Raw genomic sequence first — 22,283 nt, forward strand, 5'->3', positions numbered from 1 at the left:
CGAACCACCTCGCGCGTGAGCAGGCGATGGACCGGTCGCGCTATACAGCGGCCGGCGAACGTGTGATCTGCTCATGCGTGGCGTGGACCTTAATTCCAAGCGGACTTGTGGGGAGTCGCGTGGACACGAAAATCGAGGCCGAAGAACCGCCGGTGCTGCTGCTGGTCGGATCCAGCGGCGGGCACCTGGCTCAACTGTTGGCCCTACGGCCGTGGTACGAGAGCCGGCGGCGCTGCTGGGTCACCTTCGACACACCGGAGGCGGTGTCGCTGCTCGCCGGCGAGGACCTGGTGCCGGCGCACCATCCGACCACCCGTAACGTGCCGAACCTGTTGCGCAACGCGGTGCTCGCCTGGCGGGTGCTGCGCGAGCGGCGGGTCGAAGCGGTCGTCACCACGGGTGCCGGAGTGGCCGTGCCGTTCGTGGTGCTGGCGCGGCTACGGCGGATCCCGACCATCTACATTGAGGTGTACGACCGGATCGACACCCCGACGCTGACCGCCCGACTGTGTCGCCCCTTCCTGTCCGCGATGCTCGTGCAGTGGGATGAGCAGCGGCGTCACTACCCGGAGGCCACAGTCGTCGGGACCCTGTTGTGAGCGGGGAGGCGACGACCGGCACCGCCCGGCGTCCGCTGCCGCCCGAACCCCAGCCGGCCACCGACGTCGACCACGGGCGCCTGCCGCGGCAACGCGACGCGGCGGCGACTGACCAGGTGCGGGTGCTGGTCGCCGTCGGCACCGACAAGCATCCTTTCGGTCGGCTCGTCGACTGGCTGACGCACTGGCACGCGGCGACCGTCGGCCTGGTGGACCTGACCCTGCAACACGGCCACACCCGGGCGCCGGCGGTGCCCGGTGCGGTGTCGTTTCTCGGCCACGCCGCCCTGCAGGAGGCGATGTCCCGCGCCGACCTGGTGGTCTGCCACGGTGGCCCGGCGACCATCCTGGAGGCCCGCCGGCACGGCCACCTGCCGATCGTGGTGCCCCGCGACCCGGAACGCGGCGAGCACGTGGACGACCACCAGCAGCTCTTCGCCCGCCGGCTCGGCGCGGCCGGCATGGTGGCGCTCTGCGAAACCCAGGAGCAGCTGTACGACGCGCTGGACGCCGGGCTGAACGACCCGTCCCGGTACGCGGTGACTGCCGACCCGCAGGCGCACCGGGCGCAGGTCGCGGCGGTGGCCCGGGTGGGTGCGATCGTCGAGGAGTTGGTGGCCCGATCGGCGCGGCGCCCGCCGCGTCGGCGGGTGTGGGCGCGGCTTCGCCGCGGTGCGGAGGAGACCAGGTGACCCGGCAGCCGAGCGTCAGTGTCGTGGTGCCCACCCGGGACCGCCCGGAACTGCTGCGGGCCGCGGTGCGCGCGATCCTGGGCCAGGATTACCCCGGCGCGGTCGAGGTGGTCGTGGTCCACGACCAGTCGACGCCCGACGAGTCCCTGGCCGAGTCGGCCGACCCGGACCGCACGGTCCGGGTCATCCACAACGCCCGCACGCCGGGGCTCGCCGGGGCCCGCAACAGCGGCACAGTGGCCGCCAACGGCGAGCTGATCGCCTTCTGCGACGACGACGACGAGTGGCTGCCCGGCAAACTGGCCGCGCAGGTGGCCGCCCTCACCGCCGACCCGGACGCCGAATTCGTCTGCTGCGGCATCCGGGTCAGCTACGACGGCACCACCGTCGACCGGGTGCTGGACAAGGACCGGATCACCCTCGACGATCTGCTGCGGGACCGGATGACCGAGCTGCACCCGTCCACCTTCCTGATCCGGGCCACCGCGCTGCGCGACGGGTTCGGGTTGGTCGACGAGGAGATCCCGGGCAGCTACGCCGAGGACTACGAGTTCCTGCTGCGGGCCGCGCGCAGCGCGCCGCTGCTCAACCTGCGTACCCCGTCGGTGCTGGTGCGGTGGCACAAGCGGTCCTACTTCGCGCAACGCTGGGACACCATCTCCGAGGCGTTGCAGTGGTTGCTGGAGCGCTACCCCGAGTTCGGCAGCCAGCCCGCCGGCGAGGCCCGGGTGACCGGGCAGATCGCGTTCGCGCGGGCCGCCTCCGGTGACCGGCGGGGCGCGCTGCGCTGGGCCCGGCGAACGCTGCGGCGCAACCCCCGCGAGCCGCGTGCCTATCTCGCACTCGCTGTGGCCGGACGGATGGTCCGGGCCGACGCGGTCCTACGCACGCTGCACAGACGCGGACGGGGCATCTGACCGAGCCGGACCACGCACCGCACCCCTCAACGAGCCAACAGCAGATCAAAGGACAACCATTCATGGGACTTCACTCGCTCAGGTTCCGACTCGTCGACTCGCCGACCTCGCTCGGCGCGAAACGACGTGCGCGGCGCGCGGCCTGGCTGTCGGACACCTTCCCGAACCTGGCCGACATGACCGTCCTCGACCTGGGCGGCCGGGTGGACAGTTGGGCGCGCGTTCCCGTCCGGCCGGCACACGTGCACGTGGTCAACCTGGAGCCGCTGCCCACGGAGCTGCCCGACTGGGCCGAGGCCGACCACGCCGACGCCTGCGAGCTGCCCAAGAGCATCATGAGCCGCAGGTACGACCTCGTCTTCAGCAACAGCGTCCTGGAACACGTGGGTGGGCACGAACGCCGGAAGCGGATGGCCGACGCGGTCCGTGAGTTGGGGCGTGCGTACTGGGTGCAGACGCCGTACCGGTACTTCCCGGTGGAACCACACTGGGTGGCCCCGGGGATGCAGTTCCTGCCGGTGTCGGCGCGGGTGGTGATGGCGCGTAAGTGGCCGCTCGCCTACAACCCCGGCAAGTCGTACGAGGCGGCGATGAGGCAGGTCCTGACGACCGAGCTGATCGGTCGCGCCGAACTCAAGTACCTGTTCCCCGACGCCACCGTCCGCAACGAGCGTCTGGCGGGTCTGACCAAGTCGATCATCGCGATCCGAAACCGCTGAGCGAGCGGTCCTCAGCAATGTGCGGGCCGCGGACACGGCAACCAGCTCGGCCGATGTGCCTGCCCCGCCGCGCCTGCCCGCCGCAGCGCAGCCCGAACCCCGGTTGAGGGCCGCCACGAGTGGTTGCCCCAACCGGGGTACGGGCCCAGTTGGCTAGTGCCTCGTCGTGGAACGTTGATCGTGTGACCCACCGATTGTGAGTCTGTGTCAGGCAGGCTGTCTCCCAACGCGTGAGGCTGTGGGTGGTGCTGGCCGGTGGGTTGAAGGCTGCATGACGAGCACTAGTTACCGACGCCGAGACTCGACATGAACGCCGCCGGGTAACGGTCACCGCGCGCGGCACCCTTCGGCACGGCCGCCTCGATCTCTTCGAGATCATCGGCCGACAGCTTCACGTCCAGCGCCGGCAACGCCTCGGCCAGCCGCTGCCGGGTGCGCGCACCGACCAGCGGAACGATGGACGGGTCCTGCGCCGCCACCCACGCGATCGCCAACTGCGCCACCGTGCACCCCTTCGCGTCGGCGACCCGGCGCAACGCCTGCACCAGGGCGAGGTTGTGCGACGCGTTCTCGGCGGAGAAGCGGGGACTGTGGTTACGCGGATCGTCCGCCCGCCCCGGCACCCAGTTCCCCGAGAGCAGGCCACGGCCCAGCACCCCGTACGCGGTCAGCCCGATGCCCAACTCCCGCAGCGCGGGCAGCACGTCGGCCTCGACCGCCCGCGACAGCAGCGAATACTCAATCTGAAGATCAGCAACCGGATGTACGGCGTGCGCCCGCCGGACGGTCTCCGCATCAACCTCGGAGAGCCCCACATACCGCACGTAACCGGCGTCGATCATCTCCTTGATCGCGCCGATCGTGTCCTCGATCGGCACCGACCGGTCGAGCCGGGCCGGCCGGTAGATGTCCACGTGGTCGACGCCGAGCCGGGTCAGCGAGTAGCTCAGGAAGTTCCGCACCGACGCCGGGCGGGAGTCCTGACCGGCGAACCGCATGCCCGGCCCCACCTGCTGCCCGAACTTCACACTCAGCAGATAGCTGTCCCGGTCGCGTCCTCGCAACGCCTCCGACAGCAGCAGCTCGTTGTGCCCCATGCCATAGAAGTCACCGGTGTCGACCAGCGTGACCCCGGCGTCCAGCGCGGCCCGTACGGTGGCGATGCTCTCCTCGCGATCGGCCGGGCCGTACGCGCCCGACATGCTCATCGCCCCCAGCCCCACAGCGGAAACCGTGGGACCTGTGTTGCCCAGAGTGCGTGTCTGCATCGAAACTCTCCCCCATCGGTCGATCTCGGCTCCACCCTGCGCCGCTTTCCGGCCCACCTGCAGCGGAGCGCTTATCGTGGGAGCGCCGCTCCCTGGCTCGGTGCCCAGGCCCGGGGCAGCATGGAGGCATGCAGCGTGAGCAGCTCGCCGACTTCCTGCGGCGCCGGCGCGAGACCATCCGCCCCGCCGAGGTCGGCATCGCCGACGGCCCCCGCCGCCGCACCGCCGGTCTGCGCCGCGAGGAGGTCGCCATGCTCGCCGGCATGTCCGTCGACTACGTCGTCCGCCTTGAGCAGGGCCGCAGCAGCCAGCCGTCGACCCAGCTGCTCGGTGCCCTGGCCCGGGCCCTGCGCCTGACCGACGACGAGCGAAGCCACCTGTTCCACCTGGCCGGCCACCAGCCGCCACCCGCCGACGGCATGGCCCGCCTGGCCCGGGCCGGCCTGGTCCGCCTGCTCGACCTGGTGGGCGACACCCCCGCCGTGGTCCTGTCCGACCTCGGCGAGGTCCTGGCGCAGAACCGCATGTCGATCCTGCTGACCGGCGACCACACCGGGCTGACCGGCGACCGCCGCTACGTCGCCTACCGCTACTTCACCGACCCGGTCACCCGCGACCTCCACGGCCCCGAGGAATGGCAGCGGCACGCCCGCCAGCAGGTCGCCGACCTGCGTGCGGTGGCCGGCCGGCGGGCCGGCGACCCGGCCGTGACCGGCCTGATCGAACGGTTGCGGGCTGCGAGCGACGACTTCCGGCGGCTGTGGGCCGAGCACGAGGTGGCGGTGCGCCGGGCCGACCGCAAGACGTTCATGCACCCGCGCGTGGGCCGCATCACGATGGACTGCGAAACCCTTGTCACCCCCGACCTCGGCCAGCAGCTGCTGGTGCTGACCCCGGCCGACGCCGAGGCCCGGGAGAAGCTTGAGCTGCTGCGTGTGCTGGGCGTCGAGGAGTTCCCGGCCGGCGTGCCTCACTGACAGTGCCCGCGGTTCCGCCCGCCCATGGCTCGATGGATACAAGGGCAGGACCCACTTTGCGGGAAATCGGCTTCGCGTCCGCAGGGCGGGACGCGACGGGCGGTGCGGCGGGCCGACCACCGGCCGTGACAGACTGACCGCTGTGTTGCGCTGGCTGACTGCAGGTGAATCGCATGGTCCCGCCCTCGTCGCGATGTTGGAGGGGGTGCCGGCCGGCATCGAGGTGACCACCACCGAGATCGCCGACGAGCTGGCCCGTCGGCGGCTGGGCTACGGCCGGGGTGCCCGGATGTCGTTCGAGCGGGACGAGGTCGAGCTGCTCGGCGGCCTGCGCCACGGCGTGACGCTGGGCAGCCCGGTGGCGATCCGGGTCGGCAACTCCGAGTGGCCGAAGTGGCAGACCGTGATGGCCGCCGACCCGGTCGACCCCGACGAGTTGGCCCGGCAGGCCCGTAACGCCCCGCTGACCCGCCCCCGGCCGGGCCACGCGGACCTGGCCGGCATGCAGAAATACGGCCACACCGACGCCCGGCCGATCCTGGAACGCGCCAGCGCCCGGGAGACCGCCGCCCGGGTCGCCGTCGGCACCGTCGCCAAGGCGCTGATCCGTCAGGCGCTCGGCGTCGAGATCGTCTCGCACGTCGTCGAGTTGGGCCCGGTGGCCGCGAAGCCCGGCCTGCGTCCGACGCCGTCCGACGCCGCACGGATCGACGCCGACCCGCTACGCTGTCTCGACCCGGAGGCCAGCGCCCTGATGGTCGCCGAGGTCGATGCCGCGAAGAAGGCCGCCGACACCCTCGGCGGCGTGGTCGAGGTGCTGGCGTACGGGGTGCCACCGGGGCTGGGCAGCCACGTGCAGTGGGACCGCAAACTCGACGCCCGGCTGGCAACCGCGCTGATGTCCATTCAGGCGATCAAGGGCGTGGAGATCGGCGACGGCTGGCAGCAGGCCCGGTCCCGCGGCTCCGAGGCGCACGACGAGATCATCCCGTCGGCGACCGGCGTCCGTCGGGTCACCGACCGGGCCGGCGGGCTGGAGGGTGGCATCACCACCGGTGAGCCGCTGCGGGTCCGCGCCGCGATGAAGCCGATCTCCTCGCTGAACCGGGCGCTGGCCACCGTGGACGTCGCCACCGGCGAGCCGGCCACCGCGATCAACCAGCGCTCCGACGTCTGCGCGGTGCCCGCCGCGGCGGTGGTCGCCGAGGCGATGGTGGCGCTCGTGCTCGCCGAGGCGGCCACCGAGAAGTTCGGCGGGGACTCGATCGCCGAGATCCGTCGCAACCTGGCCGGCTACCTCGACGCGCTGGTCATCCGCTGATGGCACCGGTGGTCGTGCTGGTCGGCGCGCCCGGTTGCGGCAAGACCACAGTCGGGCGGGCGCTCGCCGCAACGCTCGGCGTGGAGTTCCGCGACACCGACACCGACATCGAGCAGATGGCCGGGAAGCCGATCCCGGAAATCTTCATCGACGAGGGTGAGGCGCACTTCCGTACCCTGGAACGGGCGGCGGTGGCCGCGGCGCTGGCCGCCGGCACGGGCGTGCTCGCCCTCGGCGGCGGCGCGGTGCTGGCCGAGGAGACCCGCGCGGCCCTGATCGGGCACCGGGTCGTGCACCTCTCGGTCGAGCTGCCCGACGCGGTGCGGCGGGTCGGGCTCGGCGCCGGCCGGCCGCTGCTGGCGATCAACCCCCGCGCCACCCTCAAGCACCTGATGGATCAGCGCCGGCCGCTCTACGCCGAGGTGGCCACCGAGACGGTGGTCACCGACGGTCGGGCCCCGGCGCAGATCGTCGCCGAGATCGCCGCCCTGCTCCCGCGCTGACGCGGACCCGTCGCCGCCGCCTGGCCGCGCCGATCTTGCACTTGCTGTCCCGGCGTAAGGGGCATTCACCGCATCTCGGCAACCGGAAGCGCAAGATCGGCGCGGTGGGGCGTCCCTCAGCTGCGGGCGATCAGGTCGAGGACGTCGGCCAGCGCCTTCGGCTCGCTGAGCATCGGCCAGTGCCCGGTGGGCAGTTCATGCAGCTGGCCGTCGGCCAGGCCGGTGAAGAACGGATGCTCCTGTCGGATCATCTGCCGCACCACGTCCAGCGGGAAGGTGCTGGCGACCAGCGCGGTCGGCACCGGGCGCCCACCGCTGCGTCGCACCGGGTCGGTGGCGGCCCGCAGCGGCTGCGGGGTGGCCCGGCTGCGCAGGAGAGCGAGCGTGGGCTCGTCCAGGCCGGCCAGGTTGGTCGGGTCGGCGGCCGGGTCCCAGGCCGGCGGCGGCAGCAGGTGCCCGGTGCCGATCGCTGCCCGCAACCGCTGCTGCTCCTCCGGCGGCATCGTGTCGAACTGCGCCGTGCCGTCCGGCAACGGCCCACTCTCCACGTAGACGACCCGGGCGATCCGGTCCGGGGCGCGGTCCGCCGCCAGGGCGGCCGGCATCCCGCCGCCGGAGTGCCCGACCAGCAGTACGTCGCGCAGGTCCTCGACCTCGATCAGCCGGACGATGTCGGTGGTGTGCGTGTCGAGGCTGACCTCGGGCCCGGCGAGGTGGTCGCGCTCGGCCACCCCGGTCAGTGTCATCGGGTGGACCTCGTGCCCCTGCGACCGCAGCGCGGCTGTCACGTTCCGCCATGCCCAGGCGCCCAGCCAGAATCCCGGTACCAGCACGAATGTCGCCATCTGTCGCTCCTTCTCTCGGTTACCGACAGACCGTACGATCGAATCTGGACAGGATCCTTCCGGTTTGGATGAGTGGCCCGTGTCACATCCCGCAGGACGGGTGCTGGCCCTGCTCGAACTGCTGCAGACCCGGCACCGGTCGACCGCCGCCGAACTCGCCGGCCAGCTCGGGGTGGACGAGCGGACCGTGCGCCGGTACGCGACCACGCTGGTCGAGCTGGGCATCCCCGTCACCGCCGACCGGGGCCGCTACGGCGGCTACCGGCTGCACCCCGGCTACAAGCTGCCACCGCTGATGCTCACCGACGACGAGGCGGTTGCCGTCCTGCTCGGCCTCGTCGTCGCCGAACGGGTCGGGCTGGCCACCGAGCAGCCCGCCACCGCCACCGCGCTGGCGAAGATCCGCCGGGTGCTGCCGGCGGCCCTCGCCGACCGGCTCGCCGCCGTCCAGGAGCACCTGGGCTTCACCCTGCGTCGCCCGGAGTCGGAGCGCGGACCGGCGTCGGGCACCCTGCTCGCCCTGGCCTCGGCCGCCCGGCACCGGCAGCGGGTGGCACTGGACTACCGCTCCTGGCGGGGCGAGCAGTCGCACCGCGAGCTCGACCCCTACGGGCTGGTCTTCCACGCCGGCCGTTGGTACGTCACAGGCCACGACCACCGGCGCGGGGAGATTCGCACCTTCCGACTGGACCGCATCGGCGCGGTGACGCCCGGCGTGGCGACGTTCACCGTGCCGGACGACTTCGAGGCGGTGGCCTGGGTGACCCGATCGCTGGCCGGGGTGCCGTACACACACGAGGTGGAGGTCGTGCTGGAGACCGACCTGGTCGCCGCCCGCCGCCGCATCCCGCCCAGCGTGGCCGAGTTGACCGCCACCACCGACGGGGTGCTGCTGCGGGCCCGGGCGGAGAGCCTGCCCGGGATGGCGGCGCTGCTCGCCGGGCTGGGCTGTCCGTTCACCGTGCGACATCCGGACGCGCTGCGCGCCGAGGTGGCCGAGCACGCCCGCCGGTTGGCGGAGTGGGCCGCCCGGCCAGCAGGTGGACAGCCGCCGTCGCCGCGCCGCCCGCTCGACTAGGCTGCCGGCGATGGACGAGGTGACCCGGATTCCGGTCGGCGGCGAGCGGCCGTACGACGTCTTGGTGGGACGTGACCTGCTGGGCGCGCTGCCCGGCCTGCTGCCCGGGGCGACCCGGGCGGCGGTGCTGCACGCGCCTCCGCTCAAGGCCCTCGCGGACGCGCTCGGTGAGCGCCTGCGCGCCGCCGGCGTCGAGCCACTGCCGATCGAGGTGCCCGACGCCGAGTCGGGCAAACACATCGACGTGGCCTCCGCCTGCTGGGACCGACTCGGAGCGGCGGGCTTCACCCGTACCGACGCGGTGGTCGGAGTGGGCGGCGGCGCGGTGACCGACCTGGCCGGCTTCGTCGCGGCCTGCTGGTTGCGGGGGGTGCGCTGGGTGCCGGTGGCGACCTCGCTGCTGGGCATGGTCGACGCCGCGGTGGGCGGCAAGACGGGCATCAACACGGCCGCCGGCAAGAACCTGGTGGGCGCGTTCCACCCGCCGGTCGGGGTGCTGGCCGACCTGGCGACGCTGGACAGCCTGCCCGCTGTCGACCTGGCGGCCGGCCTGGCCGAGGTCGTCAAGTGCGGTTTCATCGCCGACCCGACCATCCTGGATCTCATCGAGAACGATCCGGAGGCCGCCACCGACCCCCGGGGGCCGGTGAGCCGGGAGCTGATCGAACGGGCGATCCGGGTGAAGGCGGACGTGGTCGCCGGCGACCTGCGCGAGTCGGGCGTGCGGGAGGTGCTCAACTACGGGCACACGCTGGCCCACGCCATCGAGCAGAACGAGGGTTACCGCTGGCGGCACGGCCACGCCGTCGCCGTCGGTCTGGTGTACGCGGCCACGTTGGCCCGGCTCGCCGGGCGGCTGGACGCGCCGACCGCCGACCGGCACCGGGTCACGTTGCGCGCGCTGGGCCTGCCGGTGAGCTACCCGGCGGACGCCTGGCCGCAGCTGCTGGCCGCGATGCGGGTGGACAAGAAGACCCGGGGCAGTCGGTTGCGCTTCGTGGTGCTCGACGGGCTGGCCCGCCCGGCGATGCTGGAGGGCCCGGACGACGCGTTGCTGGAAGCCGCGTACCGCGAGGTGACCAGCCCATGAAGGTCTACGTCCTGAACGGGCCGAACCTGGGGCGGCTGGGCACCCGCGAGCCCGACGTGTACGGCGCGACCACCTACGCCGACTTGGTGGCGCTCTGCGAGAGCACCGGTCGGGAGCTGGGGCTGGACGTGACGGTCCGGCAGACCGACGCGGAGCACGAGCTGCTCGGTTGGCTGCACGCGGCGGCCGACGAGGGCGCCGCCGTGGTGCTCAACCCGGCCGCCTGGTCGCACTACTCGTACGCGGTGCGGGACGCCTGCGCCATGCTGCGGGGACCGCTGGTGGAGGTGCACATCTCCAACATCCACACCCGCGAGGAGTTCCGGCACCACTCGGTGGTGTCGGCGGTGGCGACCGGGGTGATCTGCGGTCTGGGCATCGACGGCTATCGTCTCGCGCTGCACCATCTGGCCACCCGCGCAACGCCCGCCCCGAGCGGGGACCGGGCGATTCGACGCAGCTAGTAGACTCGCAGGGTCTGTCCGCCAATTGATGATCAAGGCAGGAAATGGCCTCCACCAACGACCTCAAAAACGGCCTGGTACTCAACCTGGACGGCGAGCTCTGGGCCGTCGTCGAGTTCCAGCACGTCAAGCCCGGTAAGGGTGGTGCCTTCGTGCGCACCACGCTGAAGAACGTGCTGTCCGGGAAGGTGGTCGACAAGACCTTCAACGCGGGCACCAAGGTCGAAACCGCGACCGTTGACAAGCGCACGATGCAGTACCTGTACGCCGACGGCGAGGACTTCGTCTTCATGGATCTGGAGACCTTCGACCAGATCACCGTGCCCGGTGGCACCGTCGGTGAGGCAGCCAACTACCTGCTGCCCGAGGCGGAGGCGACCGTCGCCCAGCACGAGGGTGTGCCGCTCTACATCGAGCTGCCCACCAGCGTCGTGCTGGAGGTCACCTACACCGAGCCGGGCCTGCAGGGCGACCGTTCGACCGGCGGCACCAAGCCGGCGACCGTGGAGACCGGCGCCACAGTGCCGGTTCCGCTGTTCATCACCACCGGCGAGAAGATCAAGGTCGACACCCGCGACGGCCGTTACCTCGGCCGCGCCTGATGGCTGAGGGTTCCAAGCAGCAGATGCCGGCGCGCCGCAAGGCGCGCAAGCGGGCGCTGGATGTCCTCTACGAGGCCGACCTACGGGACAAGCCTCCGGTGGAGGTGCTCGCCGGCTACGTGCAGCGGATCGAGCAGCCCCGACCGGAGCATCTGGGCTACGCGGTGGGCCTGGTCGAGGGTGTCGCCGAGCATCTCAACCGGATCGACGAGCTGATCGCCAGCTACGCCGAGGGTTGGACGCTGGAGCGGATGCCGGTCGTCGACCGGAATCTGGCCCGGATCGCCGTCTACGAGTTGCTCTACGTCGACGAGATCGACGACGCGGTGGCGATCAGCGAGGCAGTGGAGTTGGCCCGACAGATGTCGACCGACGACTCGCCGCGCTTCCTCAACGGGGTGCTCGGCCGGATCGCCGAGTACGCCACCCGCTGAGCGTCCCCACCGAACGCCGCAAATCCGGAAGGGCCCGTGCCGACTGGCACGGGCCCTTCCGGTGGAGCGGCAGATCAGGAGGCGAAGAACGCCCGGGGGTCGGCCACCAGCACGCCGTGCTCGGTGAGCCGCTCGATCAGACCCGACGGTGAGGCGTCGTAGACGATCGCGAGCGCCCGCAGGTCGTCGGCGCGGATGGAGAGCACCCGGCCGTTGTAGTCGCCGCGCTGCTGCTGGATGGCGCGGGCGTAGCGGGCGACGTAGGCCAGGTCCTCGGAGGCCTCGTCGTAGAGCCGCTCCAGGTCCAGGACAATCTTGCTGGTGGGCTCGTGACGGACGCCACTGCCGTCAGGCAGCAACTCCGAGACGGGTACGCGGTAGAACTCGGCCAACTCGGCCAGACGGGACACCGTCACGGCCCGGTCGCCACGCTCGTACGAGCCGACCACCACGGCCTTCCACCGCCCGTTCGACTTCTCCTCCACACCCTGCAGGGAGAGACCCTGCTGCTGGCGGATGGAGCGCAGGCGGGCGCCCAGAGACTTGGCGTATTCAGAGGGCATTCGGACACTCCCAGTGCTGCTCGGGGTTCTCCCGTCGATCGCTACGGAGCGTGACGGTACGGGGAATGCGACACGTGGTCAAGTGGTCGTGACCCTACCGTTGGGGAGCGTCCGGGAAGTTATCCCCTTTTCCGGCGCCTGATCCGGTGGTCAGCGGCCGCCGTCCATCACCCCGGTGACCACTGGTAACGTGGCGGAAGCCCCGGCCCAGGTCCGCTGAGCGGTCCGGCCGGAGGTGCCCGACATCCTTTAACGACCCGTCCCGTGAGGCGGGGAAGGAGGTCCGCCGTGGCATACCCACCGGCTGCCCGCTCGTCACCACCGCGACAACCCTCGGTGAAGGTGATCCTCGCCAGCGCCGACGTGCAACGCGTGGTCGACCGCATCGCCCACCAGATCCTGGAGAAGACCCAGGGCGCCGCCAACACGGTGCTGCTGGGGATTCCCACCCGGGGCACCCCCCTCGCCCGGCGGCTCGCCGACCGGATCAGCACCTTCGAGGACGTCGCCGTTCCGGTCGGTGTGCTCGACATCACCCTGTACCGCGACGACCTCCGTCGGCACGCCACCCGGGCGGTGGGTCCGACCGAGCTGCCGTCCGGCGGGATCGACGGCAAACGGGTCATCCTGGTCGACGACGTGCTCTTCTCCGGCCGCACCGTCCGGGCCGCGCTCGACGCGCTCAACGACGTGGGCCGCCCGGCGTCGGTGCAACTCGCCGTCCTGGTCGACAGGGGCCACCGGGAGCTGCCGATCCGCGCCGACTACGTCGGTAAGAACATCCCGACCTCGCTCGCCGAGAGCGTCAAGGTGACGCTCGCCGAGATTGACGGGACGGACGAGGTCAAGCTCTACGGGGGAGCCAGCTCATGATCAAACATCTGCTCTCCGGCGGGGACCTGGACGCCGACACCGCCACCGAGATCCTGGACACCGCCGCCGAGATGGCCACCGTCGCCGGCCGGGAGATCAAGAAGCTTCCCGCGCTGCGGGGCCGGACCGTGGTGAACCTCTTCTACGAGGACTCCACGCGTACCCGGATCTCCTTCGAGGCGGCGGCGAAGCGACTCAGCGCCGACGTGATCAACTTTTCCGCGAAGGGTTCCAGCGTCACCAAGGGTGAGAGCCTGAAGGACACCGCGTTGACCCTCCAGGCCATGGGCGCGGACGCCGTGGTCGTCCGACACCCCGCCTCCGGTGCGCCGCACCGCCTAGCCAACTGGGTGGACGGGTCGGTGGTCAACGCCGGGGACGGCACCCACGAGCACCCCACCCAGGCCCTGCTGGACGCGTACACCATGCGGGCCCGGCTGGGCCGGCTCGCCGGCCTGTCGGTCGCTGTGGTCGGGGACGTGCTGCACTCCCGGGTGGCCCGCTCCAACGTGCTGCTGCTCTCCACCCTCGGCGCCAAGGTCACCCTGGTCGGCCCGCCGACCCTCATCCCGGTCGACATCGCGGGCGCGCTCGCGCCCGGCACCGACGTCTCCTACGACCTCGACTCCGTCCTGCCCAACGTCGACGTGGTGATGATGCTGCGCGTGCAGCGGGAGCGGATGAACGACTCCTACTTCCCCTCCGCCCGCGAATACGCCCGCCGCTACGGGCTGGACGGGCCGCGGATGCGCCGGCTGCCCGAGCACGCGATCGTCATGCACCCCGGCCCGATGAACCGGGGGATGGAGATCACCCCGGAGGTCGCCGACTCAGCCCGCTCCACAATCGTCGAACAGGTCACCAACGGGGTCTCCGTGCGGATGGCTGTCCTTTACCTGCTGCTCGGAGGGAACAACAACCGGTGACCGCGTACCTGATCACCAGCGTGAGTGTCGTCGGCGGCGCGCCGACCGACCTGCTGATCCGCGACGGCGTGATCGCCGCTGTCGGTCCCGACCTGACCGCGCCGGACGCCACTGTCGTCGACGGCACCGGCCTGGTCGCCCTGCCCGGTCTCGTCGACCTGCACACCCACCTGCGCGAGCCCGGTCGGGAGGACGCCGAGACCGTCGAGTCCGGTTCACGGGCGGCGGCGCTCGGCGGCTACACGGCGGTCTGCGCGATGGCCAACACCTCCCCGGTGGCGGACACCGCCGGCGTGGTCGAGCAGGTCTGGCGGCTTGGCCGGGAGGCCAGCCTGGTCGACGTGCAGCCGATCGGCGCGGTCACCGTCGGGCTGGCCGGCGAGCGGCTGGCCGAGCTGGGCGCGATGGCCGACTCGGCGGCCCGGGTGCGGATCTTCTCCGACGACGGGCACTGCGTCGCCGACCCGAAGTTGATGCGCCGGGCACTGGAGTACGTCAAGGCGTTCGACGGGATCATCGCCCAGCACGCCGAGGAGCCCCGGCTCACCGAGGGCGCCCAGATGCACGAGGGTGAGGTCTCCACCCGGCTCGGCCTGATCGGCTGGCCGGCGGTCGCCGAGGAGGCGATCATCGCCCGGGACGTGCTGCTCGCCGAGCACGTGGGCAGCCGCCTGCACGTCTGCCACGTCTCCACCGCCGGCAGCGTCGAGGTGCTGCGCCAGGCAAAGGCCCGGGGGGTACGGGTGACCGCCGAGGTCACCCCGCACCACCTGCTGCTCACCGACGAACGGGCGGAAACCTACGACCCGGTCTTCAAGGTGAACCCGCCGCTGCGCACCGCCTCGGACGTCACCGCGTTGCGCGCCGCCCTCGCCGACGGGGTGATCGACGTGATCGCCACCGACCACGCCCCGCACGCGGTGGAGGACAAGGAGTGCGAGTGGGCGTACGCCCGACCGGGGATGCTCGGTCTGGAGACGGCCCTCTCCATCGCGCTGGACGTGCTCGGCCCCGAGTGGGATCTGATCGCCGAGCGGATGTCCCGCACCCCGGCGCGGATCGCCGGCCTCACCGGGCACGGCGTCGACCCCGCGCCGGGTGTGCCGGCCAACCTGACCCTGATCGACCCGGCCGTCCGCCGCACCATCGAGCCGGCGGAGCTGGCCAGTCGCAGTCGCAACACCCCGTACGCCCGCATGACGCTGCCGGGTCGCATCGTGGCGACCTTCCTGCGTGGCGAGCCGACGGTCCTGGACGGAAAGGCTGTCAAGTAATGGTCAAGCGCAGACCCGCAATCCTGGTTCTCGAGGACGGGCGCACGTTCCCCGGCGAGGCGTACGGCAGCGTCGGGGAGACCTTCGGCGAGGCGGTCTTCAACACCGGCATGACCGGTTACCAGGAGACCCTGACCGACCCGTCGTACCACCGTCAGGTGGTGGTGCAGACCGCGCCGCACATCGGCAACACCGGCGTCAACGGCGAGGACGACGAGTCCGGTCGGATCTGGGTGGCCGGCTACGTCGTGCGCGACCCGGCCCGGATCGGCTCGAACTGGCGGGCCACCGGTGGTCTCGAGGACCGCCTCGCCACCGAGGGCGTGGTGGGCATCAGCGGGGTGGACACCCGGGCGCTGACCCGGCACCTGCGCGAGCGCGGCGCCATGCGGGTGGGCATCTCCAGCATCGACAACGACCCGCAGAGCCTGCTGGCCCGGGTCCGCCAGGCACCGGAGATGGTCGGCGCGGACCTGTCCGCCGAGGTGAGCACCCCCGAGCCGTACGTCGTCGAGGCCCTGGGCGAGCGCCGGTTCACAGTGGCCGCCCTGGACCTGGGCATCAAGCGCAACGTGCCGCGCCGGCTGGCCACCCGCGGGGTGACCACCCACGTGCTGCCGGCGTCGTCGACCATCGACCAGATGCTCGCCACCGGCGCCGACGCGATCTTCCTGTCGCCGGGCCCGGGCGACCCGGCCACCGCCGACGCCCCGGTGGCGCTGGCCCGGGAGGCGCTGCGGCGGGAGGTGCCGCTGTTCGGCATCTGCTTCGGCAGCCAGATCCTCGGTCGGGCGCTCGGCTTCGGCACCTACAAGTTGGGCTACGGCCACCGGGGCATCAACCAGCCGGTGCTCGACCGGGCCACCGGCAAGGTCGAGGTGACCAGCCACAACCACGGCTTCGCGGTGCAGGTGCCGGGCGCTGGCGCCGGCGCGGTCGTCCCCGACCAGGTGATCGACACCGACTTCGGTGGGGTGCGGGTGTCCCACGTCTGCCTCAATGACAACGTGGTCGAGGGGCTGCGGGCCGTGGACCTGCCCGCGTTCACCGTCCAGTACCACCCGGAGGCGGCGGCCGGCCCGCACGACGCGGACTACCTCTTCGACCGATTCGCCGACTTGATCGAGGGTCGGACCCACAGCAAGGGGCGCAGCAATGCCTAAGCGGACGGATCTCAAGCACATCCTCGTGATCGGCTCCGGGCCGATCGTGATCGGGCAGGCCTGCGAGTTCGACTATTCCGGCACCCAGGCGTGTCGGGTCCTGCGCAGCGAGGGGATCCGGGTCAGCCTGGTCAACTCCAACCCGGCGACGATCATGACGGATCCGGAGTTCGCCGACGCGACCTACGTCGAGCCGATCACCCCGGAGTTCGTCGAGCTGGTCATCGCCAAGGAGCGCCCGGATGCGATCCTCGCGACCCTCGGCGGGCAGACCGCGCTGAACACGGCCGTCGCCCTGCACGAGGCCGGCGTCCTGGAGAAGTACGGCGTGGAGCTGATCGGCGCGAACATCGACGCCATCAACCGGGGCGAGGACCGGCAGCTGTTCAAGGAGATCGTGGCGAAGGCCGGCGTCCGGCTGGGCGTCGACGACCCGACCGGGCTGGTGCCCCGTTCGCGGGTCTGCCACTCGATGGACGAGGTCGAGGCGACAGTCGCCGAGCTGGGCCTGCCGGTGGTGATCCGGCCGTCGTTCACCATGGGCGGCCTGGGCTCCGGCATGGCGCACACCCCGGAGGACCTGGCCCGCATCGCCGGTGACGGCCTGTCCGCCAGCCCGGTGCACGAGGTGCTCATCGAGGAGAGCGTGCTCGGCTGGAAGGAGTACGAGCTCGAGCTGATGCGCGACCGGCACGACAACGTGGTGGTGGTCTGCTCCATCGAGAACATCGACCCGATGGGCGTGCACACCGGCGACAGCGTGACAGTGGCCCCGGCCATGACGCTCACCGACCGGGAGTACCAGCGCCTGCGCGACCTGGGCATCGCCGTGCTGCGCGAGGTCGGGGTGGACACCGGCGGCTGCAACATCCAGTTCGCGGTCAACCCGATCGACGGCCGGATCGTCGTGATCGAGATGAACCCCCGGGTGTCGCGGTCCTCGGCGCTGGCCTCCAAGGCGACCGGCTTCCCGATCGCGAAGATCGCCGCCAAGCTGGCCATCGGTTACACCCTCGACGAGATCCCCAACGACATCACCCTGAAGACCCCGGCGGCGTTCGAGCCGACCCTCGACTACGTGGTGGTGAAGATCCCCCGGTTCGCGTTCGAGAAGTTCCCCGGCGCGGACCCGGAGCTGACCACCACGATGAAGTCGGTGGGCGAGGCGATGAGCCTCGGGCGCAACTTCACCGAGGCGCTGAACAAGGCGATGCGCTCGATGGAGACCAAGTCAGCCGGTTTCTGGAGCGTGCCGGACCCGGCGGGCGTCACCCTGGCGGACACTCTCGCCGCGCTGCGGATCCCGCACGACGGCCGGTTGTACACGGTGGAGCGGGCGCTGCGCCTCGGCGCGTCGATCGCCGAGGTCGCCGAGGCGTCCGGCGGGATCGACCCGTGGTTCCTGGACCAGATCGCCGCGCTGATCGAGCTGCGCGCCGAGATCGTCGACGCGCCGGTGCTCGACGCCGACCTGCTGCGTCGCGCCAAGCGGGCCGGTCTGTCCGACCGGCAGCTCGCCGCGCTGCGCCCGGAGTTGGCCGCCGAGGACGGCGTACGGACCCTGCGGCATCGCCTCGACGTGCGGCCGGTCTACAAGACCGTGGACACCTGCGCCGCCGAGTTCGAGGCGACCACGCCGTACCACTATTCGACGTACGACCTGGAGACCGAGGTCGTGCCGTCGGACCGGCCGAAGGTGCTGATCCTGGGCTCCGGCCCGAACCGGATCGGGCAGGGCATCGAGTTCGACTACTCCTGCGTGCACGCGGTGCAGGCGTTGCGGACGGCCGGCTACGAGACCGTCATGGTCAACTGCAACCCGGAGACGGTCTCCACCGACTACGACACCGCCGATCGGCTCTACTTCGAGCCGCTGACCTTCGAGGACGTCCTGGAGGTCTGGCACGCTGAGGACACGTCCGGCCGGGCCGCCGGCGGGCCGGGCGTGGTCGGGGTGGTCGTCCAGCTCGGCGGGCAGACCCCGTTGGGGCTGGCGCAGCGGCTCAAGAACGCCGGCGTGCCGATCGTCGGCACCTCCCCGGAGTCGATCCACCTGGCCGAGGAGCGGGGCGCGTTCGGCGCGGTGCTGGCCCGCGCCGGGCTGCGCGCGCCGGCGCACGGCATGGCCACCTCGTACGACGAGGCCAAGACGATCGCCGACGAGATCGGCTACCCGGTGCTGGTCCGGCCGTCGTACGTGCTGGGCGGGCGGGGTATGGAGATCGTCTACGACGACCCGACGCTGCGCGACTACATCGGTCGGGCCACCGACATCTCCCCGGACCACCCGGTGCTGGTGGACCGGTTCCTCGACGACGCCATCGAGATCGACGTGGACGCGCTGTGCGACGCCGACGGCGAGGTCTACATCGGCGGCGTGATGGAGCACATCGAGGAGGCGGGCATCCACTCCGGCGACTCGTCCTGCGCGCTCCCGCCGATCACCCTGGCGGGCTCGCACCTGGCCGAGGTTCGCCGCTACACCGAGGCCATCGCCCGTGGCGTCGGCGTCCGCGGCCTGCTCAACGTGCAGTACGCCCTCAAGGACGACGTGCTCTACGTGCTGGAGGCCAACCCGCGGGCGTCCCGAACGGTCCCGTTCGTCTCCAAGGCCACGGCGGTGCCGCTGGCCAAGGCGGCGGCCCGGATCGCGCTCGGGGCGAGAATCGCCGAGCTGCGCGCCGAGGGTCTGTTGCCGGCGACGGGGGACGGGGGCACGATGCCCGCCGACGCGCCGGTCGCGGTCAAGGAGGCGGTGCTGCCGTTCAAGCGTTTCCGGACCCGCGCGGGCAAGGGGATCGACTCGCTGCTCGGGCCGGAGATGAAGTCGACAGGCGAGGTGATGGGCATCGACACCAACTTCGGGCACGCCTTCGCCAAGAGCCAGTCGGCCGCGTACGGGTCGTTGCCGACCGCCGGAAAGATCTTCGTCTCGGTGGCCAACCGGGACAAGCGCGGCATGATCTTCCCGATCAAGCGGTTGGCTGATCTGGGGTTCGAGATCGTCGCCACCGCCGGCACGGCCGAGGTGCTGCGCCGGCACGGCATCGCCTGCGAGCAGATCCGTAAGCACTACCAGGCCGGTGCGGGTGACGACGCGGTGTCGCTGATCGGCGGCGGCCACGTCGCGCTTGTGATCAACACGCCGCAGGGCTCGGGTGCCAGTGCCCGCTCCGACGGCTACGAGATCCGCAGCGCGGCCGTCACCGCGGACATCCCCTGCATCACCACGGTCCCCGGAGCCGCCGCGGCGGTGATGGGCATCGAGGCCCGGATCCGCGGCGACATGCAGGTCCGCCCTCTGCAGGACCTGCACGCCATCCTGCGGGCGGCCCAGTGACCCTGTTCGAGCAGGCGGTACGGCCGTGGTTGTTCCGGCTTGGGGGCGGGGACGCCGAGGCGGCGCACGAGTGGACACTGCGGCGGTTGGCGGCCCTGTCGCGGCGGCCGGCCGCGCTCGCCGCGCTGCGGGCCCGGTACGCGGTCGACGCGCCGCGCACGGTGTTCGGGGTGCGGTTCCCCAACCCGGTCGGGTTGGCCGCCGGAATGGACAAGGACGGCGCGGCGCTGCCGGCCTGGCCGGCGCTCGGCTTCGGTTTCGTGGAGGTCGGCACTGTCACCGCGCACGCCCAGCCGGGCAACCCCCGGCCGCGGCTGTTCCGGCTGCCGGCCAGCGAGGCGGTGGTCAACCGGATGGGCTTCAACAACGCCGGGGCTGCCGCGCTGGCCGCCCGGCTGGCGGCGTTGCCGCGCCCGCTCGGGGTGCCGCTGGGCATCTCGCTGGGCAAGTCCAAGGTGACCCCGCTCGACGAGGCGGTCGAGGACTACCTGGCCTCGTACCGGGCGCTGCGCGGGCACGGCGACTACTTCGCGGTGAACGTGTCCTCACCGAACACCCCGGGTCTGCGGTCGTTGCAGGACCGCACCCACCTGGACGCGCTGCTCGGCGCGCTGGTGGGGGAGAAGCCGGTGCTGGTCAAGATCGCGCCGGACCTGACCGAGGCGGCGATCGCCGAGCTGCTGGAGGTCTGCCTGGCCCGGGGCGCCGCCGGGGTGATCGCCACCAACACGACGCTGTCCCGGGACGGGCTCGCCGGCGGTGACGTCGAGCGTGGCGCGCAGGCCGGTGGCCTCTCCGGTCGGCCGCTCACCGGGCGGGCCCGCGAGGTGGTCGCCTTCGTGCACCGGGAGACCAGCGGCCGGCTGCCGATCGTCGGCGTCGGCGGGGTGCTGGACCCGGACGACGCGGCGCGGATGTTCGACGCCGGCGCTGCCCTGGTGCAGCTCTACACCGGCTTCATCTACCGAGGACCGGCCCTGGTCCGCGCGGCCGCCCGCGCGGCGGCCACCACGGCGGCACCGGACCCCGTCGCGGGCCGGTGACCGCCCCCGGTCCGGTGTCGACCCGGCGCGACCCGGTGCCGAGCCCGCTCGGCACCGGGGAGCCCACGCCCGCTGTTCCCCCTTTGCTCTGCACCCGTGGGTGCACCACCCGGAGCGCGACACCCGGCCGCCGGGTGTCGCGTCCGCGGGTGCAGAGCAAAGGCAGCGGCAAAGGCAGCGGCGGCGGCAAAGTCAGTGGCGGCGGCATTGGAAGCGGCGGCGGGGTCGGCGGAGAGGTTCGACCCGGCCGCAGGACGTCCGCCGTCCGGACCGCTTGAGGCGCAGAGGAGTACGCGTGACACCCGAGGAGATCCTGGCCGCCGACCGGGCGCACGTCTGGCACCCGTACGCCACGCTGCCGCCGGCCAACCCGCCGTACGTGGTGCGCGGCGCCGAGGGGGTACGGCTGACCCTGGCCGACGGGCGGGAGCTGGTGGACGGGATGTCGTCCTGGTGGGCGGCGATCCACGGGTACCGGCACCCGGTGCTGGACGCGGCGGTGACCGACCAGCTCGGCCGGATGAGCCACGTGATGTTCGGCGGGCTCACCCACGAGCCGGCGGTGCAGCTCGCCCGGACGCTTGTCGAGCTGACCCCGGACGGCCTGGAACACGTGTTCCTGGCCGACTCGGGCTCGGTCAGCGTCGAGGTGGCGGTGAAGATGTGCCTGCAGTACCAGCGGGCCGTCGGGCGCCCGCAGCGGCGACGGCTGGCGACCTGGCGGGGTGGTTACCACGGCGACACGTTCCATCCGATGAGCGTCTGCGACCCGGAGGGCGGGATGCACCACCTCTGGGGCGACGTGCTGCCCCGGCAGGTGTTCGCGCCGGTGCCTCCGGGCGGCTTCACCGATCCGCCCGACGACGTGTACCTGGCGGCGCTCGTGGACACTGTCGAGCGGCACGCCGACGAACTGGCCGCCGTGATCGTCGAGCCCGTCGTTCAGGGTGCCGGCGGGATGCGCTTCCACCACCCGGGCTACCTGCGGGTGCTGCGCGAGGTGACTCGCGCGCACGGGATTCTGCTGATCTTCGACGAGATCGCCACCGGGTTCGGCCGTACCGGCGAGATGTTCGCCGCCGAGCACGCCGGGGTGACGCCGGACGTGCTGTGCCTGGGCAAGGCGCTGACCGGCGGGTACCTGACCCTCGCGGCGACCCTGTGCACCCCGCAGGTCGCGCGGGGCATCTCGGCGACCGGCGTGCTGGCGCACGGGCCCACGTTCATGGGGAACCCCCTGGCCTGCGCGGTGGCGAACGCCTCCATCGGGCTGCTGCGGGCCGGAGACTGGGCCGGACAGGTCGCCAGGGTCGGCGCCGGCCTGCGCGCCGGCCTGGAGCCCCTGCGCGGCACGCCGGGCGTGGCCGACGTCCGGGTGCTCGGCGCGATCGGCGTGGTCCAGCTCGATCATGAGGTCGACCTTGGCGCGGCGACCGCGGCAGCGGTCGACCAGGGCGTGTGGCTGCGTCCGTTCCGCGACCTGATCTACACGATGCCGCCGTACGTCACCGACGACGTCGACCTGGCCCGGATCGCGACCGGGGTGGCGGCGGCGGTGGCGGCCGGCTGAGTCGGCCCGGTCACCGGGTCGA

Annotated in this window: 22 protein-coding genes; 19 read left to right on the top strand and 3 right to left on the bottom strand. The window is 72.0% G+C overall.

Annotated elements, in window-relative coordinates:
• Window positions 1–119 precede the first annotated feature (119 nt).
• From ABZU74_RS29165 to ABZU74_RS29180, 4 genes are all read left to right on the top strand, one after another.
• Complete coding sequence (locus ABZU74_RS29165; protein WP_355430376.1) at window positions 120–599, top strand: UDP-N-acetylglucosamine--LPS N-acetylglucosamine transferase; 480 nt, start codon at window positions 120–122, stop codon at window positions 597–599.
• Window positions 600–715: 116 nt separating this feature from the next.
• Window positions 716–1,291 carry a glycosyltransferase gene (locus ABZU74_RS29170; RefSeq protein ID WP_355430463.1) on the top strand — a complete coding sequence of 192 codons (576 nt, stop codon included), beginning with the start codon at window positions 716–718 and terminating at the stop codon, window positions 1,289–1,291.
• Window positions 1,288–2,208, top strand: coding sequence for a glycosyltransferase family 2 protein (locus ABZU74_RS29175; protein ID WP_355430379.1), 921 nt, complete (start codon window positions 1,288–1,290; stop codon window positions 2,206–2,208). Before ABZU74_RS29170 ends, ABZU74_RS29175 begins: the two co-directional genes overlap by 4 nt.
• Window positions 2,209–2,270: 62 nt before the next feature.
• The gene (locus tag ABZU74_RS29180) at window positions 2,271–2,927 is read left to right on the top strand and encodes a class I SAM-dependent methyltransferase (RefSeq protein ID WP_355430382.1); all 657 of its coding nucleotides are present in this window, start codon (window positions 2,271–2,273) and stop codon (window positions 2,925–2,927) included.
• Window positions 2,928–3,208: 281 nt separating this feature from the next.
• Here ABZU74_RS29180 and ABZU74_RS29185 read toward each other — a convergent pair whose 3' ends face one another.
• Window positions 3,209–4,195 carry an aldo/keto reductase gene (locus ABZU74_RS29185; RefSeq protein ID WP_355430384.1) on the bottom strand — a complete coding sequence of 329 codons (987 nt, stop codon included), beginning with the start codon at window positions 4,193–4,195 and terminating at the stop codon, window positions 3,209–3,211.
• A 128-nt stretch (window positions 4,196–4,323) separates the two neighbouring features.
• On the opposite strand from ABZU74_RS29185, the gene ABZU74_RS29190 reads away from it, so the two are divergent.
• The 3 genes from ABZU74_RS29190 to ABZU74_RS29200 all read left to right on the top strand — a co-directional run bounded on the left by ABZU74_RS29190 (window position 4,324) and on the right by ABZU74_RS29200 (window position 6,996).
• Window positions 4,324–5,172: a helix-turn-helix transcriptional regulator gene (locus ABZU74_RS29190; RefSeq protein WP_355430387.1), complete on the top strand. Its 849-nt coding sequence runs from the start codon at window positions 4,324–4,326 to the stop codon at window positions 5,170–5,172.
• A gap of 142 nt (window positions 5,173–5,314) precedes the next feature.
• Window positions 5,315–6,493 (top strand): chorismate synthase, encoded by a 1,179-nt coding sequence (gene aroC / locus ABZU74_RS29195; RefSeq protein ID WP_355430391.1) that lies wholly within the window; start codon window positions 5,315–5,317, stop codon window positions 6,491–6,493.
• The gene (locus ABZU74_RS29200; RefSeq protein WP_355430393.1) at window positions 6,493–6,996 is read left to right on the top strand and encodes a shikimate kinase; all 504 of its coding nucleotides are present in this window, start codon (window positions 6,493–6,495) and stop codon (window positions 6,994–6,996) included. Before aroC ends, ABZU74_RS29200 begins: the two co-directional genes overlap by 1 nt.
• Window positions 6,997–7,112: 116 nt before the next feature.
• Here the strand turns inward: ABZU74_RS29200 and ABZU74_RS29205 are convergent, their stop codons facing one another.
• Window positions 7,113–7,841, bottom strand: a complete 729-nt coding sequence (locus ABZU74_RS29205) for an alpha/beta hydrolase (protein ID WP_355430396.1) — start codon at window positions 7,839–7,841, stop codon at window positions 7,113–7,115.
• A 79-nt stretch (window positions 7,842–7,920) separates the two neighbouring features.
• Between ABZU74_RS29205 and ABZU74_RS29210 the strand changes: the two genes are divergently transcribed.
• The 5 genes from ABZU74_RS29210 to nusB are packed head-to-tail and all read left to right on the top strand — an operon-like array spanning window position 7,921 to window position 11,509.
• A complete protein-coding gene (locus tag ABZU74_RS29210; protein WP_355430399.1) occupies window positions 7,921–8,919 on the top strand; it encodes a YafY family protein in 999 nt (332 codons plus the stop codon).
• A 10-nt stretch (window positions 8,920–8,929) separates the two neighbouring features.
• The gene (gene aroB / locus ABZU74_RS29215; protein ID WP_355430402.1) at window positions 8,930–10,009 is read left to right on the top strand and encodes a 3-dehydroquinate synthase; all 1,080 of its coding nucleotides are present in this window, start codon (window positions 8,930–8,932) and stop codon (window positions 10,007–10,009) included.
• Entirely contained in the window at window positions 10,006–10,473 is a 468-nt protein-coding gene (gene aroQ / locus ABZU74_RS29220) for a type II 3-dehydroquinate dehydratase (RefSeq protein ID WP_355430404.1), read from the top strand. Before aroB ends, aroQ begins: the two co-directional genes overlap by 4 nt.
• Window positions 10,474–10,517: 44 nt before the next feature.
• Window positions 10,518–11,075 carry an elongation factor P gene (gene efp / locus ABZU74_RS29225; protein WP_007458344.1) on the top strand — a complete coding sequence of 186 codons (558 nt, stop codon included), beginning with the start codon at window positions 10,518–10,520 and terminating at the stop codon, window positions 11,073–11,075.
• Window positions 11,076–11,098: 23 nt separating this feature from the next.
• A complete protein-coding gene (gene nusB, locus ABZU74_RS29230) occupies window positions 11,099–11,509 on the top strand; it encodes a transcription antitermination factor NusB (protein ID WP_184188983.1) in 411 nt (136 codons plus the stop codon).
• Window positions 11,510–11,583: 74 nt separating this feature from the next.
• On the opposite strand, the gene ABZU74_RS29235 is transcribed toward nusB, so the two are convergent.
• Entirely contained in the window at window positions 11,584–12,072 is a 489-nt protein-coding gene (locus ABZU74_RS29235) for a transcriptional regulator (RefSeq protein WP_007458348.1), read from the bottom strand.
• A gap of 288 nt (window positions 12,073–12,360) precedes the next feature.
• On the opposite strand from ABZU74_RS29235, the gene pyrR reads away from it, so the two are divergent.
• The 7 genes from pyrR to ABZU74_RS29270 all read left to right on the top strand — a co-directional run bounded on the left by pyrR (window position 12,361) and on the right by ABZU74_RS29270 (window position 22,261).
• Complete coding sequence (gene pyrR / locus ABZU74_RS29240; RefSeq protein WP_355430407.1) at window positions 12,361–12,945, top strand: bifunctional pyr operon transcriptional regulator/uracil phosphoribosyltransferase PyrR; 585 nt, start codon at window positions 12,361–12,363, stop codon at window positions 12,943–12,945.
• A complete protein-coding gene (locus ABZU74_RS29245) occupies window positions 12,942–13,871 on the top strand; it encodes an aspartate carbamoyltransferase catalytic subunit (protein ID WP_355430410.1) in 930 nt (309 codons plus the stop codon). The genes pyrR and ABZU74_RS29245 overlap by 4 nt, the downstream gene beginning before the upstream one ends.
• Complete coding sequence (locus ABZU74_RS29250; RefSeq protein ID WP_355430413.1) at window positions 13,868–15,145, top strand: dihydroorotase; 1,278 nt, start codon at window positions 13,868–13,870, stop codon at window positions 15,143–15,145. Before ABZU74_RS29245 ends, ABZU74_RS29250 begins: the two co-directional genes overlap by 4 nt.
• Entirely contained in the window at window positions 15,145–16,308 is a 1,164-nt protein-coding gene (carA, locus tag ABZU74_RS29255; protein ID WP_355430416.1) for a glutamine-hydrolyzing carbamoyl-phosphate synthase small subunit, read from the top strand. The genes ABZU74_RS29250 and carA overlap by 1 nt, the downstream gene beginning before the upstream one ends.
• Complete coding sequence (gene carB / locus ABZU74_RS29260) at window positions 16,301–19,648, top strand: carbamoyl-phosphate synthase large subunit (RefSeq protein ID WP_355430419.1); 3,348 nt, start codon at window positions 16,301–16,303, stop codon at window positions 19,646–19,648. The genes carA and carB overlap by 8 nt, the downstream gene beginning before the upstream one ends.
• A complete protein-coding gene (locus ABZU74_RS29265) occupies window positions 19,645–20,691 on the top strand; it encodes a quinone-dependent dihydroorotate dehydrogenase (RefSeq protein WP_355430422.1) in 1,047 nt (348 codons plus the stop codon). Before carB ends, ABZU74_RS29265 begins: the two co-directional genes overlap by 4 nt.
• A gap of 295 nt (window positions 20,692–20,986) precedes the next feature.
• Complete coding sequence (locus ABZU74_RS29270) at window positions 20,987–22,261, top strand: adenosylmethionine--8-amino-7-oxononanoate transaminase (RefSeq protein ID WP_355430425.1); 1,275 nt, start codon at window positions 20,987–20,989, stop codon at window positions 22,259–22,261.
• The last annotated feature ends 22 nt before the right edge of the window (window positions 22,262–22,283 follow it).

It is taken from the genome of Micromonospora sp. NPDC005171, assembly GCF_040608575.1.
Taxonomy (GTDB): domain Bacteria; phylum Actinomycetota; class Actinomycetes; order Mycobacteriales; family Micromonosporaceae; genus Micromonospora.

Excerpts from the sequence above, each read along its gene's own strand:
- ABZU74_RS29205 (WP_355430396.1), bottom strand. The coding sequence starts at position 7,841 with ATGGCGACATTCGTGCTGGTACCGGGATTCTGGCTGGGCGCCTGGGCA.
- aroB (WP_355430402.1), top strand. The coding sequence starts at position 8,930 with ATGGACGAGGTGACCCGGATTCCGGTCGGCGGCGAGCGGCCGTACGAC.
- ABZU74_RS29185 (WP_355430384.1), bottom strand. The coding sequence starts at position 4,195 with ATGCAGACACGCACTCTGGGCAACACAGGTCCCACGGTTTCCGCTGTG.
- carA (WP_355430416.1), top strand. The coding sequence starts at position 15,145 with ATGGTCAAGCGCAGACCCGCAATCCTGGTTCTCGAGGACGGGCGCACG.
- ABZU74_RS29180 (WP_355430382.1), top strand. The coding sequence starts at position 2,271 with ATGGGACTTCACTCGCTCAGGTTCCGACTCGTCGACTCGCCGACCTCG.
- ABZU74_RS29190 (WP_355430387.1), top strand. The coding sequence starts at position 4,324 with ATGCAGCGTGAGCAGCTCGCCGACTTCCTGCGGCGCCGGCGCGAGACC.
- carB (WP_355430419.1), top strand. The coding sequence starts at position 16,301 with ATGCCTAAGCGGACGGATCTCAAGCACATCCTCGTGATCGGCTCCGGG.
- ABZU74_RS29235 (WP_007458348.1), bottom strand. The coding sequence starts at position 12,072 with ATGCCCTCTGAATACGCCAAGTCTCTGGGCGCCCGCCTGCGCTCCATC.
- nusB (WP_184188983.1), top strand. The coding sequence starts at position 11,099 with ATGCCGGCGCGCCGCAAGGCGCGCAAGCGGGCGCTGGATGTCCTCTAC.
- ABZU74_RS29200 (WP_355430393.1), top strand. The coding sequence starts at position 6,493 with ATGGCACCGGTGGTCGTGCTGGTCGGCGCGCCCGGTTGCGGCAAGACC.
- ABZU74_RS29245 (WP_355430410.1), top strand. The coding sequence starts at position 12,942 with ATGATCAAACATCTGCTCTCCGGCGGGGACCTGGACGCCGACACCGCC.
- aroQ (WP_355430404.1), top strand. The coding sequence starts at position 10,006 with ATGAAGGTCTACGTCCTGAACGGGCCGAACCTGGGGCGGCTGGGCACC.
- efp (WP_007458344.1), top strand. The coding sequence starts at position 10,518 with ATGGCCTCCACCAACGACCTCAAAAACGGCCTGGTACTCAACCTGGAC.